This window comes from Alkaliphilus metalliredigens QYMF (assembly GCF_000016985.1).
Classification (GTDB): Bacteria; Bacillota; Clostridia; order Peptostreptococcales; family Natronincolaceae; genus Alkaliphilus_A; species Alkaliphilus_A metalliredigens.
This window is the reverse complement of record NC_009633.1, coordinates 1,519,465-1,533,368: the sequence shown is the minus strand read 5'-3', so window position 1 is coordinate 1,533,368 and position 13,904 is coordinate 1,519,465. Positions and strand designations below refer to the sequence as shown.

The window sequence follows — 13,904 nt, the reverse complement described above, 5'->3', positions numbered from 1 at the left end:
CCCCTTGGGATTTAATGAACCCAAGAGGTTTTTACTATATATCAATTATTTTCTTGTATATCGTCAAAATCTGATTGTATTTTAACACTTAAATTTAGCGATGCTCTCTTGCATTTCCTCGGCTAAGCGTGCTAATGCATCACTGCCATTAGCGATTTCTTCCATTGCTGCAGTTTGTTGTTCCACTGAAGCTGCAGCTTCCTCAGTTCCTGCTGCATTTTCTTCTGATATAGCGGATAGGTTTTCAATAATGCTTATAATCTCATCCTTTTTAACTTCCATTGATTGCCCTGATTCATTGATTTCTGCTATTATTCCCTTCATATCTTCTATTGCATCATCAATTCCTTTAAATTTCACGTTAGTCAATTCAACGCTTTCTGTTTGAGATTTTGTGATTTTACCGACCTCTTGCATTGTCTTAACAGCATTTCCTGTTTTATCAGTTAATTCTTTGATGATAGTAGCAATCTCCTCTGTAAAGGCACTAGACTGTTCTGCTAACTTTCGTATTTCATCTGCTACTACTGCAAATCCTTTACCTGCATCTCCTGCTCTAGTGTAACTGGCAAGTGTTTTTGGAGAAATTTTGGCAAATAGTTTTCCATAGTAATTTCCAAATCTCTCCATACACTACTGCTTGTAATTTATCTTATAATCACTGAACTTTATTAAACGAATATTAGTTTTTATCTCTTATGACTTTTCTGATTTGCTCATAAATATCTTGCTCCGTATACTCGAAAATATGACCTTCATCATCTTCTACAGGAGATCCATACTCATTTAATAATTCCTGCTTTAAGCCATCAGAGATAGTTATCCTTCTGCTAAACAAATACTTTTTTAAATCTTTCTCTCTTAACAACATAATCACAATCGCCTCCTTCATCTATTAAAACAATGATTCTCGATGTTCTAATCTATAGCTCTTACCTGTCATATTAAATAGCTCACATCTGTAAGTGATTCTATCTAACACTGCCGTGGTTAAAGCGGGGTCCCCTAATAACTCGGTCCAATCTTCAAGCCCTTTGTTGGAGGTAATAATTAACGATGTTTGTTCATGAAGGGCTGATATTAATTGGAAAAACAAGTTCGCTTCTTCTCTTGATATGGGGAGGTAACCTAGCTCATCGATGATCAGAAGACTAGAAGATAAAACATTGTTGATTTTCCCTTTGCTTTTTCTTGATATCTCCTGTGTTTTTAAACAGTGCATCAGATTGTCCATGGTGGTGAAGCTAACCTTGTAGCCCATCTCTACAGCCTTGTACCCTAATGCAATACACAAGTGGCTTTTACCTACCCCTGGAGGGCCTAAAAGTATTAGATTATACATTCTATCTATCCAGTCCATCTCAATAAGACTATTGATTTGTCTTTGGGTAATCGATCTTTGAAAGGTTAGATCGAACTCTTCTATTGTCTTAAGTACCGGAAAGCCTGCAGCCTTAACTCTGCGTTCCTGGGCCTTTTTCTCTCTGAGATCGACTTCGTTTTCTAATATTGACAGTAAAAGATTCTGATATGAAATGTTGTTTATGTCAGCATTTTCAACGATGGAATCTGCATTGGTATTTAAGTAGTTCAATTTGAGTTTTTTAGCGTGATCCTTTATTGATTCTAATTTTTCCATTTTCTTTTATCCTCCTTCAGGGCACTCATGTATTCTCTAATATCTCGTACTTGAGGCTTTAAATCCTGATATTTTGAAGGAGTAGTTATGTCAGCTTTAAAGTACTTCTTATTTAGTTGTCTGTTTTCTTCAAGTTTTAAGTACTGTATGGCATCCTTCAAGAGCCCTGCGCTAAACAATTTCCTTTCAATACAGTAGCTTAATGCCCTTTGAACAATTGATTTGTCTTGGTTTTTTACTGTATTCATTATTAGGGCAAATTGATCTTTAAAGTGTCTTGGCTTCTCTATTTTTAATACATCAACAAATTCATTAGCCTTTTCAGTATGGTCTAAGCTTTTTAACACTTTGTTGTAGATTTCATGACTTGTACAGTGTTTACTCTCATTCCTATCATAGTGCTCTATTTTCACTAATTTTCCTTTATCCTGACTGATTTTATGTTCAATAATTAACTGTTCTGTATCTTGGTTCTTAATTTCCATGGTATCTTTCTTAATAATTAATTTAACCTCTTTCCCTGGAGAATAGGTTCCCGTAGGGACTTGGTATCTATTTTGCTTGTAAAAAACTGTATTGTTTTTTCTAACGAGATAGGTTAAACTATTTGTATTAGTTGTGTTTACAAATAGAGTGGGTATTGGCTTTAAGTGTTCCTTTTCCAGGGCAAACACTTCTGCCGGTACCTTCTTTGTTGTTTCATGGACTTTTTTATTACCTCTTCTTTCTAACCATTTCAGCGAATCATCATTAAATGAGTCAATATCTACAAATGTTCTATTCTTTGCAAAATTATACTTGGCATATTTCACTACGGCTTCAATTTTCCCTTTACTCTGTGGGTCATAACCCCTGCAAAGGTACACTTTAAACTTAAGGGAATTAATATAGTTTTGAAATCCTTCTGTGTATATGATATCTCCATGATTTTCTGATACCACTAGGACTCTGTCCTGGTCATAAACAACCTCCTTAGGCATTCCTCCAAAATATTCAAAGGCTTTATTATGGGCCTCAATGAATGTCTGGGTAGTAAAGGGCTTGTCTATCCAATAGATGTATTTATGTCTGGAATGGGATAAAACCATACCAAAGCAATATACTTTGATTCTTGTTTTGTCAGGTTTATCTAGCCATATTTGGCCCAGGTCAACCTGTGCTTGATATCCCATAGGAAGCTCATCCACCTCCTCAAATTGCCTTGCTGAAACTACTTTAGGGAGCTTATGTTCTTCCCTTAAGTGATTGACATATAGTCGTAAAGTTCTATCCTTAAAGTCCAGCACATGATATTTTTCCTCTAGCCAATCATATATTTGAGCACTTGATAAATCCCTATGTTCTCTAATCCATGCTAAGACTTCGTCCTTATATTTGTCCACCTTCCTTTCTCTAGATTCAGTTCTTTGTCTTAAGCTTGCAAATTCATCTGGTGTCATATCCCAATATTTATGTACTGTTTTATAGTCGATCTCCAGCCTCCTTGCTACCTGTGATTTATTCAGTCCTTTGGACTTGTATCCTTGGATTTCAGCAAACATATTCCACTCCTTCAATTTCATTCCTCCTCTGGTGTCACTAGCTAACTAATTCTACCAGAAGGGATATTATTATTGTAGTAAATTGGAAATTATTCTCCGTTTTTGTTTGCCAAAATCTCTCCCTTTTATTTTACCAGTTACATCTAGCTGCTTCTATGGCTGCATTTAATGCCAATAGGTTTGTTTGTGCTGCAATATCTTTAATCATCTGACTAGCGCTGTCTATTTTTTCTGCACTTTCATTTGTATTGACAATAATCTCATGTACTTTCTTTGCCGATTGATTCGTCGTATTGCTCTTTTTCACCAACTCTTTTAATATTTCTAGTCCGTCATCCTTTAATTTAATAACTTCATTTGCAGAAGTATTTAAATTTCTGATAAATTGCTGATCTTTTTCAATTAAGTCACCTAATTCGTTAATATGCTCTACGCCCTTTTCTGTATCCTTTGCTTGGTCGTTAGCGCCTTTAGCAATTTCCTCAATAGTTCTAGCTACTTCATCGGCTGCTGTAGCTGACTGTTGACTAGAGGCTGTTAACTCTTCAGAGGAGGCCGCTACCTGTTGAGAAGTGTCTGAGATTTGCCTGATAAACACCCTGAGGTTGTCCGTAATAGTCTGAAATGCAGTTGCTAAGGAACCAATCTCATCTTTTCTTTTCATCAATACTTCTGGCATATCTTCTGTAATATCCAAATCAGCTATTCTCTCCGAATATCTTATAGTTGAAATGATTGGTTTTACAATTGAATTTCCTATTAGATAACAAAGAGCGATACTGATGGCTAAAATAATAACAGCAGTTAAAGTAATACTTCTTTGGAGTCTTGGAATAGCACCTAATACTTCCTCTTCATTTGCAGTAATGGCCATGATCCAATCCGTACCTTCAATAGGTGCGTATCCCGAATAAAGATCATTTCCTTCAAACTGATAGCTACTGACACCAGTTTGTTCTTCAATCATTGTTTCAAATAATCCTGCCATGGACTGTAAGGTGGGAGCATGCTGCACTTCTTCAATTGGATTCCATTGATTGATTACCCTATCTCTGTCTGGATAGGCTATGACTGTACCTTCTCCATTGATCATGAAGGCATACCCCATGTCTCCAAAACCCATGTCATCAGAAATGGCATTTAAGAAGTTGGCATCTTTAATGCCCACAAGCCCCCCTATAACTTCATTGTTGGTATTATATATCGGAGCAGATAAAGCTACGACTACAGATCCATTGTCTGCTGGATTTATACTAACTGTGGGAGGCATCATGCCTCTACGACCAGCCATGGAGTCAGTAAAGTAGTCTCTCATATTTACGTCGATCCCAGTATCATCAGTCCTGAAAGAATCTGTAAAATGAAGAAATCCATCTTGACCAACAATGCCTATCCTAATATAATCTTCTCGCTGTTGGACTATTACTTCTAGAAAAGTTAATTTTTCTTCTAAAGAAGCCTCTTCACTACTTATCAAATCTCTAGTCGAAAGTCCTTCAATATATACATAGTGAGTATCAATTCTAGCGTTTATCATCCGGCTCCCTTCTTCTGCTAATAATCCCAGAGCTTTGTCTACTTCTTGTGTAACTGCATCTCCAGCTGTAGTTAAAGAAACAATGGCAAAACTTCCAGATACAAATAAAATTAATACAGAAAAATAGACAATCAATTTTGTTTTAATACTTTTCACTTAATAACCCCCCCATATTTTATTTTAAATAAAATTCCTTACTTTACTCTTATTTAACCACATAAAAAGACACCCACTTTTTATGTAAAAACCCAGGTGCCTGCATAAACAAATCCCCACAAATCATACTTGTTCTATGATTTCTAGTTTTATTTTGGCAACCTGGCAATCATAGGAATAAAGATCCCCTTAGATCCATAGCTTTGCGTCCTTATTTTTCAATAAGTTTGCCTTTATCAAGTTTATTGTGTCGCCTTCCCTTAACCACTACTCCTCCATTAGGAATTAATAGCCATTCAAACTCTTCTAAGAGTTGTCATTCAGATCTGCTTTAGTTCGACAAATTTCCACTAATTTCTCACTTCTATATTTTAACACATAATAACATAAATAGGGTAAATATTTAGAATTTATAAAAAACAATCAATTATATGGAGTACCTTTATTAGAAAATCCCATAAGTAGAAAGCCTTTAGACTCACAAATAAAGGCTTTGATTATCAAGCTATGCCGATTTGATCTGGAGATCATGATGTGTTTTCATAAAAAGTGCTACAATAATAGATAATGATTCAACGCTTCTAGTACTTCCTTTGCCTTTCCTATGATGGTTAAATCAAAGGCATAGTCAGTACTCCTCTCTTCATTATTGATAAAAACTTTCTTTCCTTTTGTTAGCATCGGAAGATGATTCACAGGATACACTTCTAAACTTGTTCCAATTACAATCAGAAGGTCACACTTCTGAATATCCCGCAAGGCAGAATCCCAGGCTTTAGGTGGTAGGGTCTCGCCAAATAGGATCACGCTAGGTCTTAGGCCTTTATCACCACAGGATCCACAAGTCTCTACCGCCAAGAAACGCTCTAAACTCGCCTCATGATTACAGTTGTTACATCGAATTTTTCTGATGTTTCCATGAAGTTCATATACATTTTGACTTCCAGCCATTACATGTAACCCTGCCACATTTTGTGTGGCAATGCTTCTGATCATTCCCTTTTTTTCTAAATCCGATAAAATATAGTGTCCTTTATGAGGTTGAATGCCAACTAAAAGTCTTAATCGCATGTCATAGAACTCATGAAATAATGAATAGTTTTCATAAAATGTATCGATGTTTGCCACGGTTCTTGGATCGATACTCCGCCACCATCCCTTTTCACTTCTAAAGTCAGGAATATTGCTTTCCGTATCCATACCAGCTCCAGTCAGGATCACTGTGTCCTTAGATTTTTTAATTAAGGAAGCCAGCTTGATGACTCCATCCTTCATCCTTTCACCATTGAATACACTACTCATTTAAATTCCTCCTAGTACTTTTTTCCTATTTATATATCTTCTATGATTTCTACATTTTCCCTTTATATATCTGAATATTATCACATTAATTTTTACCGATATTTTTTCATCTTCCATCTACCTTTTATGTTTCTTTACCCATAGTAACGATCTATTCATAATATACCCAACCCGCTATAAATATACGAAATTTATTAAATTTTATTTTTATCCATTAATTAAAAAACAATAACCTTCAATCATTTTGATAAACATACAGAATATTGGTTTTTGTGAATATACTCAGTCTAAAGAACTGGCAAACAGAAATAGGACCCTCCATGAATTCATTACTCAAATTTTAAACTCCGAATCAAAAAAGCTGAAATTTAAATTCCAGCTTTTTTGATTTGACTTTCAATATCTAAGTTCCTGGTATGTATTAAGTTACTTAGAGCTGAATTTTCAGGATATGCTCCTTCCAAATCACCAAAATCAAAATCTCAATGTTGCTTTAAGTCTATTTGGATAGATGAATAGTTCAAGTGCATTTTTAATATCACTTATGATTATGTTTGCACTATTCATTGCCTTCATGGAACATCCTTCTTCTCCTATAATACATATTCCAATTCTTGATTCCTCAAGCATCCATGCATCATTATTGCCATTTCCTATTGAAGCCGTAACCCTTGAACTCAGTTTTTGAATGAGCCCTAGCTTTGCTTCTCTTTCATCCTTTGTTTCAATCCCAATAATTGTTATTGGAAGTCCCTTCATTTCAAATTCAACACTTCCAAATGTGTCTGCAGTTATGACATATAAATCAACCAAATGTGAAAGATCCTCTATCAATTCTGGAACACCAGGGATTAGAATACCATCTTTAGCTAAGGTACCGTTATAATCTAAAACTAAATTTTTAATTTCAATTTTACCATGTCCAGGTATATCAACACTTATCATAGGATTTCTTAATCTCTACAATCATCATGATGTTGATGTTCATGACACACAGAGCCTGTCGACTTCAGTTGGCCTTGTAAATAGAGTTCCACTGCATTTTTCGCTTCTCCCTTTGCACCAACAATCACTTCAATTCCTTTTTCATTAAATATGTCAACAGCACCACCGCCCATCCCACCAGAAATGATGACGTTAACACCAAGATCATTTAAGAAATTTGGCAAAAATCCCGGTTTATGACCTGGATTTGCTACAGTTTCACTCTTAACAATCTTACTATTCTCTGCAATGTAAATATTAAAGTTCTCACAATGACCAAAATGCCCCGTTACCTTGTTTTGTTCACTTGCAACTGCAATTTTCATATTCATTTCCTCCTCGTTTATAAGTTCGTTAACTTTATTTAGAAAGCAATTCCATTGTTCTTTTATAAACCACTCTTGTTGCAAAACCTGAAGTACTATCACTGTCTATAATGCTGTTCCCCTTATTAATAGCTTCTACTGCTTCTAGGTCAAATGGCACTCTCCCAACAAAGGGCAAATTATTTTTTTTGCAAAATGCCTCTATACTTTCAGCAATTTCTATATTGGTATCAAATTTGTTTGTACAAACAGCAATTCTTGCTTGAAACTTCCTAGCCGTTTCAATAATACGTTCCATGTCCCTTATTCCAGAAATGGATGGCTCTGCAACAATTAATACCATATCAACACCACTGAGGGACGCAATCACTGGACAACCTATTCCTGGGGAGCCGTCTATGATGGCGAACTCAGCATCCTCAGCAGCAGACTTCATGCTTTTTTTAACTTCCGTAACCAACATCCCAGAGGTACCACTGCCCATTTTTAGTTGGGCCCTCGAAAAGACAACATCTTCTTTGTATAGCATTAAATCTCCTGCTTTTTCAGGCTTTAAAGATACTGCCCCTACAGGACAAAGTTCTTCACAAACACCACAACCTTCACAAACAAATGGGTCTACATGATAGCCATCATCGAAATTGATTGCATCAAAGCGACAATTCTCTCTACAAAGATCACACTGAACACATATTTGAGAATTAATTTCTGCCTTTGGCATACCAAAGTAATCAGATTCTATAGCCTTTGCGGATTGATGCATCAATAAATGTAGATTTGGTGCATCCACATCACAATCAGCGTAAGCTGTCGCACTGGATAGCTTGATGAATGCTGTGGCCATGGTGGTTTTTCCTGTTCCACCTTTGCCGCTAAGGATTAACAACTGTTTCATGTTGCACCTCCTCACTTACCTTGTGTAGCAATTGATTGAAGACGTCGAAATATTTATCGCTCTGTCTAATAGCAATTAACCCATTGGAATTAATTGTCCCCAGTTCATTGTCAAAAAGAATTTTACCTAAAACGTTGATATTCTTTTCAGTACAATAGGTTTCAGCTGGATTTTCGCTTTGAACACATTTATTCAACACCACCCCATATGGTTTATTAAAAAGCGTTACCAAGTCATGCACCATATTCAAATTATGAACCCCAAACAAAGTTGGTTCTGCTACTAAAATACAATAATCAGCATCTTTTATGCTTTCCATTACGGTGCAGGCACTCCCCGGTGGGCAGTCTATTACCGTAATGTCTTGATATTCATTAGCATATTTCAATATCTCTTTGATTATTGGAACACCTGATGTTTCCCCTACATTCATAATTCCTGAAATGACCCTGACATCTTCAGATTTTCCATTTTGAACCACTCCAATTACCTTTTCCCTTTCGGATAAAGCTTTTTCTGGACAAAACAAGCTGCAACCACCACAAGAATGACAAATTTCATCAAAAACCATCAGTTTATGATTGATGTAAGCCAATGCATTGAACTTGCAAAACGCCACACAGCTACGACATCCAGTGCAAAGCTTTTCATCTACAACTGGAATTTTCACAGAAATATCATGCCGTTTTAGCTGTTCAGGCTTAAAAAACAAGTGGCCATTAGGCTCTTCCACATCACAATCTATGTAAACAGAGTTTTTAGCTATGGCTGCCAAGTTGACCGCTACAAGTGTTTTTCCAGTGCCTCCTTTACCACTGAGCACTGCTATTTTTATTTTAGTTCCCTCCATGATTATGGAATCCTGCATGGATTTCTGTTAGCAAGGGTAACGTCCCCGTATTGTATGCGTTGATATTATTTTGAACCGATTGGTTCATGGTTTTATAAATAGAAATATTGGCTGCTTTAATAACTTCTGCTGCATTTTCTCCACATCTTGGTGTCAATAATACTTCTGCCTTTTGATCTACAATCACCTGTGCCGCTTTGATCCCTGCACCACCTTGACTAGCTGCTCCACTATTATCAATAAAAGTATGTTCTTTGGTCTCTGTCTCATAAATTAAGAAGTAAGGTGTACGGCCAAAGGATTGGCATACACTGGTTTCCATTGTTTTATCATCTACTGGCATTACTATTTTCATTAGAATTCCTCCTCTATTATTTCGATCTCATCACAATCATCAATGGATTTTCTTAGGTACCACAGCTATGTCTTCGGCATCCTCCACATTCATACATGGGTTCACTATCGCTGCAAAGCTTGTAATCTCCTCCTTCAATCTTAATTATTTTCCCATTAACTAGTGCATCAGCAATTTTCTTTTTAGCATCATTATAAATCCTCTGAGCTGTGGTTCGAGCCACATTCATTTTTTCAGCACATTCTTCCTGATTCATGCCTTCTAAATCAATCAAGCGAACCGCTTCATATTCTTCAACGGTCATCATAATGATTTCACGGTCACGATAATGTGGTGTTAATGGTCCAAATAAATTGCTTTCCGGTAAACAACATACTTTTCTCCATTTTTTTGGCCTTGGCATTTGTAAAAATCCCCCTTATCATTATAGGCATATGCCTTTTATGGTTTTAATTATACTCCATTTTGGGCATATGTCAACAACCATTTTAGGCATATGCTCTTTATATTTATTGAATCACGATGCTATTTTGAAAATTCTTCCTATTACCTGGGTTTAAAAGTCATTTAATGGGTATTTTTTAATCAAGAATATCTATAATGAGTGTGATTGCTATTTGAAAAAATAATGGGAGGTGTATTTTTGACTGAAGAAATCAAAGCAGGTTGTGTAAGGCCAGAATTGATGGCAAAACCAGAAGAAAATGTACATGAAACAGTAAAAACTGAGAAAAAAGAGGAGGAGCAAAATATGATAAGAGTAGGAAAACCAGCACCATTGTTTACTGCCCCAGCTTTTCATGAGGGGAAATTTGTCAATGTCAGTTTAGAAGATTATAAAGGAAAATGGGTATTATTATGTTTTTATCCAGGAGACTTCACCTTTGTCTGAGCAACAGAAATTTCAGCAGTTGCTGAAAAATATCCAGAGCTTAAAGCCTTAGATGTACAGGTTTTATCCATGAGTGTAGACTCTGTATTCGTCCACAAAATGTGGAATGATCATGAATTATCCAAAATGATTGATAAGGATATCCCTTATCCGATGCTATCCGACCAAGATGGCAGAATCGGAAAAATGTATGGCATATATGATGAGGATAGTGGCGTAGAGACAAGGGGAAGATTTATAATAGATCCAGATGGCAACGTTCAAGGATATGAAGTACTGACACCACCTGTGGGAAGAAATGTAGAAGAGTCTATCAGACAAGTCAAGGCGTTTCAATTAGTCAGAGAAACAAAGGGTGGAGAGGTTGCCCCTTCCGGCTGGAAACCAGGAAAAACAACCTTGAAGCCTGGACCAGATCTTGTGGGTAATGTGTGGAAGGTTTGGAAGGTCAGCGAGGCATTTGAAGATTAATATATAGTACATGGTGGGTTCAAACCCGCTCCAATGAAATCACGCGGGGTCCGAGACCCAGCGTGATTTTATTACCTGTATCCTATGATTTGAACATATATTTTAATGTACATCTTCTCTATCTCATCATGGTTTTCGATAATCAACCATGAATTCCTCTTTTACTAATACTTGCTTTACTAAAGAAATCTACTACCTAACGATTTTGGAATATTGTTCCTTTGTTATAAAGTAAAATATTCCATATACCATTGCATATGCACCGTACATCACAGCTGAAAAGGCAAGAACGGTTAAATAAGAATTTTCAACAGGTATTATGTTGGAAAATACAATGGTGTCAGCGGTCTTCATGGCAAATATACTATGGACAATACCCATCACAAGGGGAATCAAAAAAACGGGAAGTAATCTCTTGGCAATGACCGTTTTCTCAACCTCACTATTCATACCAATTTTTCTTAAAATTATATATTGATGTCGTTCTTCCTCTGCTGCCATGACTTGCTTAAAATATAAAAGACTTGCTGTCATCAATATAAATACAGCACTCATAAAAAAGCCAATAAAGCATACGAGACCAAAAATTTCTAGAGACTCAGTGTAATGATTATATGCAATTCTAAAGCTTCCTACTTTACCCGACAGTATTTGTGTTAATTCACCACTTAATTCATGAGATTGCAAAGGATTTTCGTAATTGAATACAGTCACCTGATCATAAGGCGTTCCATTTTCATTAAGATTTGAAATGTCTCCACTTTGAAGAAGTGCATCAAAATCATCGTCATTTAAGATAATGGTATGCAATGCCCCAAAGGCAAGGATCCCCGAACGCAGTGTCTTAGTTATTTGTATATCTTGATTAGAGAAAGTCAATTTTTGTTCCACAATCCCATTTTCAATCCCTTTATTAATAGCTGGCGTGGTCATATATTGATGTACATACATTGCTTCACCAGGGTTTATATCAGTAGGCTTTAATTCACTTTTTGATAAAGAAATTAAGTTGTTGTAAATAGATTCAGAATATACCCTAAAGTAATTTTCTTCACTAGATATATACTGATTACCACCTACATCCACTCTTTCCATCTCGGGAGCTGATGTGTATCGATCAGTAGTATATTCGCCTGTGATTTTAACACCGTTTTTTTCAAAGGCGGCATATATATCCTCCATCACTATTTCTTGCCCCCCATAGAAATATATATCATAACCAATGGTATCATATGTGTCTTTTTCTATATTTGTGTAAAGTGTAAATCCCGTTGCAATTGCAGTAGTGGCAACGGCAGATAATACTGCAATGGTGGCCATCAAAGATCCAATGGATCTCATTCTATGAGAAAATGCTGAAGTAGATATGAGATTAACACCTTGATAGTAACTATTTTTATTCCTTTTCATCAAGTTTAAAACCTTGGGTAATCCGCCCCAGAAAAATAGATAAGTTCCTGTAATAACAAGAAGTAATATAGGGATGGCAGCCATCACAACCCGCTGCGGATCGCCACTGGCAGCTAAATAATAGCCCGTCCCAATCAATATAAGGGATAAAATTAATAGGGTGGTTGAGCCTTCAGACTTACCCTCTGATATTTCATCAGCCTTAAATAAATCCACTAATTCAAATTTATTAATCACTCTCAGACCTGTTAAGCCCATTATAGAGAATATGGATATAAATAGCACAATAGTTGTATAAATGGCCTTTAAATCCACAGTAAAGCTAATATCACCAGTAAAGGCAGCCAAGGAGATATTCAATAGAATCATTGCTGTCAATTTTGAAAAGAATATACCTGTACCTATTCCCATAACAAGAGCTGTAAAACCAACTATCATGGTCTCCACGAAAAGCAGCTTCCCTATCTTTCCATTTTTCATGCCAAACAAGGCATAGGTAGAAATCTCTTTCTTTCTTGCTTTTATAAAGCTGTTATTGGAATTTATTAAAAAGAACATTACAAATACCATGATGATGACACCAAAAGTTGACAGCATTGACCGATATCTAATATCATAGGTAAAAGCCGTCATAACTTGTTGATTCTGAATCAAAGCAAGAAATGAATATGCCGTAAATACACTAAATGTTAGGGAAAAAAAATACATCATATATTTTTTTAAATTCCTCTTTATGTTTCGAATGGCTAATGAGGTCAAATTCACTTTTCCTCACCTCCAATAACACTCATCACATCAATAATGGCATCAAAAAATTGTTTTTTATTATCTCCTGCATACAATTCATTGTGTATCTCTCCATCGCGGATAAACATGATTTTCTGACAATAGCTTGCGGCAAAGACATCATGGGTTACCAATAGAATCGTGGCTTTATATTCTTTGTTTATAAATGTTAAAAGGTTGAGCAGCTCTTTTCCTGATTTTGAGTCAAGATTACCTGTGGGTTCATCCGCAAGAATCATCTTTGGATTTGTAATCAGGGCACGACATGCTGCAGCCCGTTGCTGCTCTCCTCCAGAAACTTCATAAGGATATTTATCTAGCACTTCCATAATTCCTAAATCTCTGGCAAAGTTAAAAAGCTTCTCCTCCATGACATTTGCCTTGATCCCCCTCAATGCTAATGGTAAAATAATATTTTCTTTAAGTGTCATGGTTTCAAGCAAATTATAGTCTTGAAAGATAAAACCAATATTTTCCATTCTGTGCTTAGCAAGCTGATTTTTATTAAGTGTTGCAATGTCATGACCATCCATTATAAATTTACCGCTTGTTGGTTTATCAATACTACCTAGTATGTTAAGCAGTGTTGTTTTTCCAGACCCAGATGCCCCCATGACACCAATAAATTCCCCTTCATTTACTTCAAAGCTTATGCTCTTTAGAGCCCTATATTGCTTAGCATTTTTCTTACTTCCATATGTTTTGCTGATATTTTCTGCCTTTATTATTTGCATTTTTTCAACCTCCATGTTCTTTATTA

Annotated in this window: 15 protein-coding genes and 1 riboswitch; of the genes, 1 reads left to right on the top strand and 14 read right to left on the bottom strand. The window is 36.0% G+C overall.

What is annotated here, in order from left to right; all coding sequences use genetic code 11:
* Positions 1 to 81: 81 nt before the first annotated feature.
* The 12 genes from AMET_RS07270 to AMET_RS07215 all read right to left on the bottom strand — a co-directional run bounded on the left by AMET_RS07270 (position 82) and on the right by AMET_RS07215 (position 9,988).
* The gene (locus AMET_RS07270; RefSeq protein WP_041720473.1) at positions 82 to 630 is read right to left on the bottom strand and encodes a methyl-accepting chemotaxis protein; all 549 of its coding nucleotides are present in this window, start codon (positions 628 to 630) and stop codon (positions 82 to 84) included.
* Positions 631 to 682: 52 nt separating this feature from the next.
* The gene (locus AMET_RS07265; protein ID WP_041720379.1) at positions 683 to 871 is read right to left on the bottom strand and encodes a hypothetical protein; all 189 of its coding nucleotides are present in this window, start codon (positions 869 to 871) and stop codon (positions 683 to 685) included.
* A 24-nt stretch (positions 872 to 895) separates the two neighbouring features.
* Positions 896 to 1,639: an IS21-like element helper ATPase IstB gene (gene istB / locus AMET_RS07260; RefSeq protein WP_012062302.1), complete on the bottom strand. Its 744-nt coding sequence runs from the start codon at positions 1,637 to 1,639 to the stop codon at positions 896 to 898.
* Positions 1,627 to 3,195, bottom strand: coding sequence for an IS21 family transposase (gene istA / locus AMET_RS07255; RefSeq protein WP_049765184.1), 1,569 nt, complete (start codon positions 3,193 to 3,195; stop codon positions 1,627 to 1,629). The genes istB and istA overlap by 13 nt, the downstream gene beginning before the upstream one ends.
* Positions 3,196 to 3,310: 115 nt before the next feature.
* A complete protein-coding gene (locus tag AMET_RS07250) occupies positions 3,311 to 4,873 on the bottom strand; it encodes a methyl-accepting chemotaxis protein (protein WP_049765232.1) in 1,563 nt (520 codons plus the stop codon).
* A 153-nt stretch (positions 4,874 to 5,026) separates the two neighbouring features.
* Positions 5,027 to 5,115: riboswitch (cyclic di-GMP riboswitch) on the bottom strand.
* Between the two features lie 310 nt (positions 5,116 to 5,425).
* Positions 5,426 to 6,175 (bottom strand): SIR2 family NAD-dependent protein deacylase, encoded by a 750-nt coding sequence (locus AMET_RS07245; protein ID WP_012062709.1) that lies wholly within the window; start codon positions 6,173 to 6,175, stop codon positions 5,426 to 5,428.
* 474 nt (positions 6,176 to 6,649) lie between these two features.
* Positions 6,650 to 7,120: an HAD family hydrolase gene (locus AMET_RS07240; protein ID WP_012062708.1), complete on the bottom strand. Its 471-nt coding sequence runs from the start codon at positions 7,118 to 7,120 to the stop codon at positions 6,650 to 6,652.
* Between the two features lie 8 nt (positions 7,121 to 7,128).
* A complete protein-coding gene (locus tag AMET_RS07235; protein WP_012062707.1) occupies positions 7,129 to 7,485 on the bottom strand; it encodes a NifB/NifX family molybdenum-iron cluster-binding protein in 357 nt (118 codons plus the stop codon).
* 34 nt (positions 7,486 to 7,519) lie between these two features.
* Positions 7,520 to 8,380 carry an ATP-binding protein gene (locus tag AMET_RS07230; protein WP_012062706.1) on the bottom strand — a complete coding sequence of 287 codons (861 nt, stop codon included), beginning with the start codon at positions 8,378 to 8,380 and terminating at the stop codon, positions 7,520 to 7,522.
* Positions 8,358 to 9,230, bottom strand: coding sequence for a nucleotide-binding protein (locus tag AMET_RS07225; protein WP_012062705.1), 873 nt, complete (start codon positions 9,228 to 9,230; stop codon positions 8,358 to 8,360). Before AMET_RS07225 ends, AMET_RS07230 begins: the two co-directional genes overlap by 23 nt.
* Entirely contained in the window at positions 9,217 to 9,585 is a 369-nt protein-coding gene (locus AMET_RS07220) for a NifB/NifX family molybdenum-iron cluster-binding protein (protein ID WP_012062704.1), read from the bottom strand. Before AMET_RS07220 ends, AMET_RS07225 begins: the two co-directional genes overlap by 14 nt.
* A 52-nt stretch (positions 9,586 to 9,637) precedes the next feature.
* Positions 9,638 to 9,988 (bottom strand): DUF134 domain-containing protein, encoded by a 351-nt coding sequence (locus AMET_RS07215; RefSeq protein ID WP_012062703.1) that lies wholly within the window; start codon positions 9,986 to 9,988, stop codon positions 9,638 to 9,640.
* Positions 9,989 to 10,228: 240 nt separating this feature from the next.
* Between AMET_RS07215 and prxU the strand changes: the two genes are divergently transcribed.
* A complete protein-coding gene (gene prxU / locus AMET_RS24895) occupies positions 10,229 to 10,948 on the top strand; it encodes a thioredoxin-dependent peroxiredoxin (protein WP_083760882.1) in 720 nt (239 codons plus the stop codon).
* Positions 10,949 to 11,140: 192 nt separating this feature from the next.
* Here prxU and AMET_RS07200 read toward each other — a convergent pair whose 3' ends face one another.
* Positions 11,141 to 13,123 (bottom strand): ABC transporter permease, encoded by a 1,983-nt coding sequence (locus AMET_RS07200; protein WP_012062700.1) that lies wholly within the window; start codon positions 13,121 to 13,123, stop codon positions 11,141 to 11,143.
* The gene (locus tag AMET_RS07195; protein ID WP_012062699.1) at positions 13,120 to 13,878 is read right to left on the bottom strand and encodes an ABC transporter ATP-binding protein; all 759 of its coding nucleotides are present in this window, start codon (positions 13,876 to 13,878) and stop codon (positions 13,120 to 13,122) included. The genes AMET_RS07200 and AMET_RS07195 overlap by 4 nt, the downstream gene beginning before the upstream one ends.
* Positions 13,879 to 13,904 lie beyond the last annotated feature (26 nt).

Coding starts and splice junctions, on each gene's coding strand:
- AMET_RS07270 (WP_041720473.1), bottom strand. CDS start 630: ATGGAGAGATTTGGAAATTACTATGGAAAACTATTTGCCAAAATTTCT.
- AMET_RS07265 (WP_041720379.1), bottom strand. CDS start 871: ATGTTGTTAAGAGAGAAAGATTTAAAAAAGTATTTGTTTAGCAGAAGG.
- istB (WP_012062302.1), bottom strand. CDS start 1,639: ATGGAAAAATTAGAATCAATAAAGGATCACGCTAAAAAACTCAAATTG.
- AMET_RS07245 (WP_012062709.1), bottom strand. CDS start 6,175: ATGAGTAGTGTATTCAATGGTGAAAGGATGAAGGATGGAGTCATCAAG.
- AMET_RS07240 (WP_012062708.1), bottom strand. CDS start 7,120: ATGATAAGTGTTGATATACCTGGACATGGTAAAATTGAAATTAAAAAT.
- AMET_RS07235 (WP_012062707.1), bottom strand. CDS start 7,485: ATGAAAATTGCAGTTGCAAGTGAACAAAACAAGGTAACGGGGCATTTT.
- AMET_RS07230 (WP_012062706.1), bottom strand. CDS start 8,380: ATGAAACAGTTGTTAATCCTTAGCGGCAAAGGTGGAACAGGAAAAACC.
- AMET_RS07225 (WP_012062705.1), bottom strand. CDS start 9,230: ATGGAGGGAACTAAAATAAAAATAGCAGTGCTCAGTGGTAAAGGAGGC.
- AMET_RS07220 (WP_012062704.1), bottom strand. CDS start 9,585: ATGAAAATAGTAATGCCAGTAGATGATAAAACAATGGAAACCAGTGTA.
- AMET_RS07215 (WP_012062703.1), bottom strand. CDS start 9,988: ATGCCAAGGCCAAAAAAATGGAGAAAAGTATGTTGTTTACCGGAAAGC.
- AMET_RS07195 (WP_012062699.1), bottom strand. CDS start 13,878: ATGCAAATAATAAAGGCAGAAAATATCAGCAAAACATATGGAAGTAAG.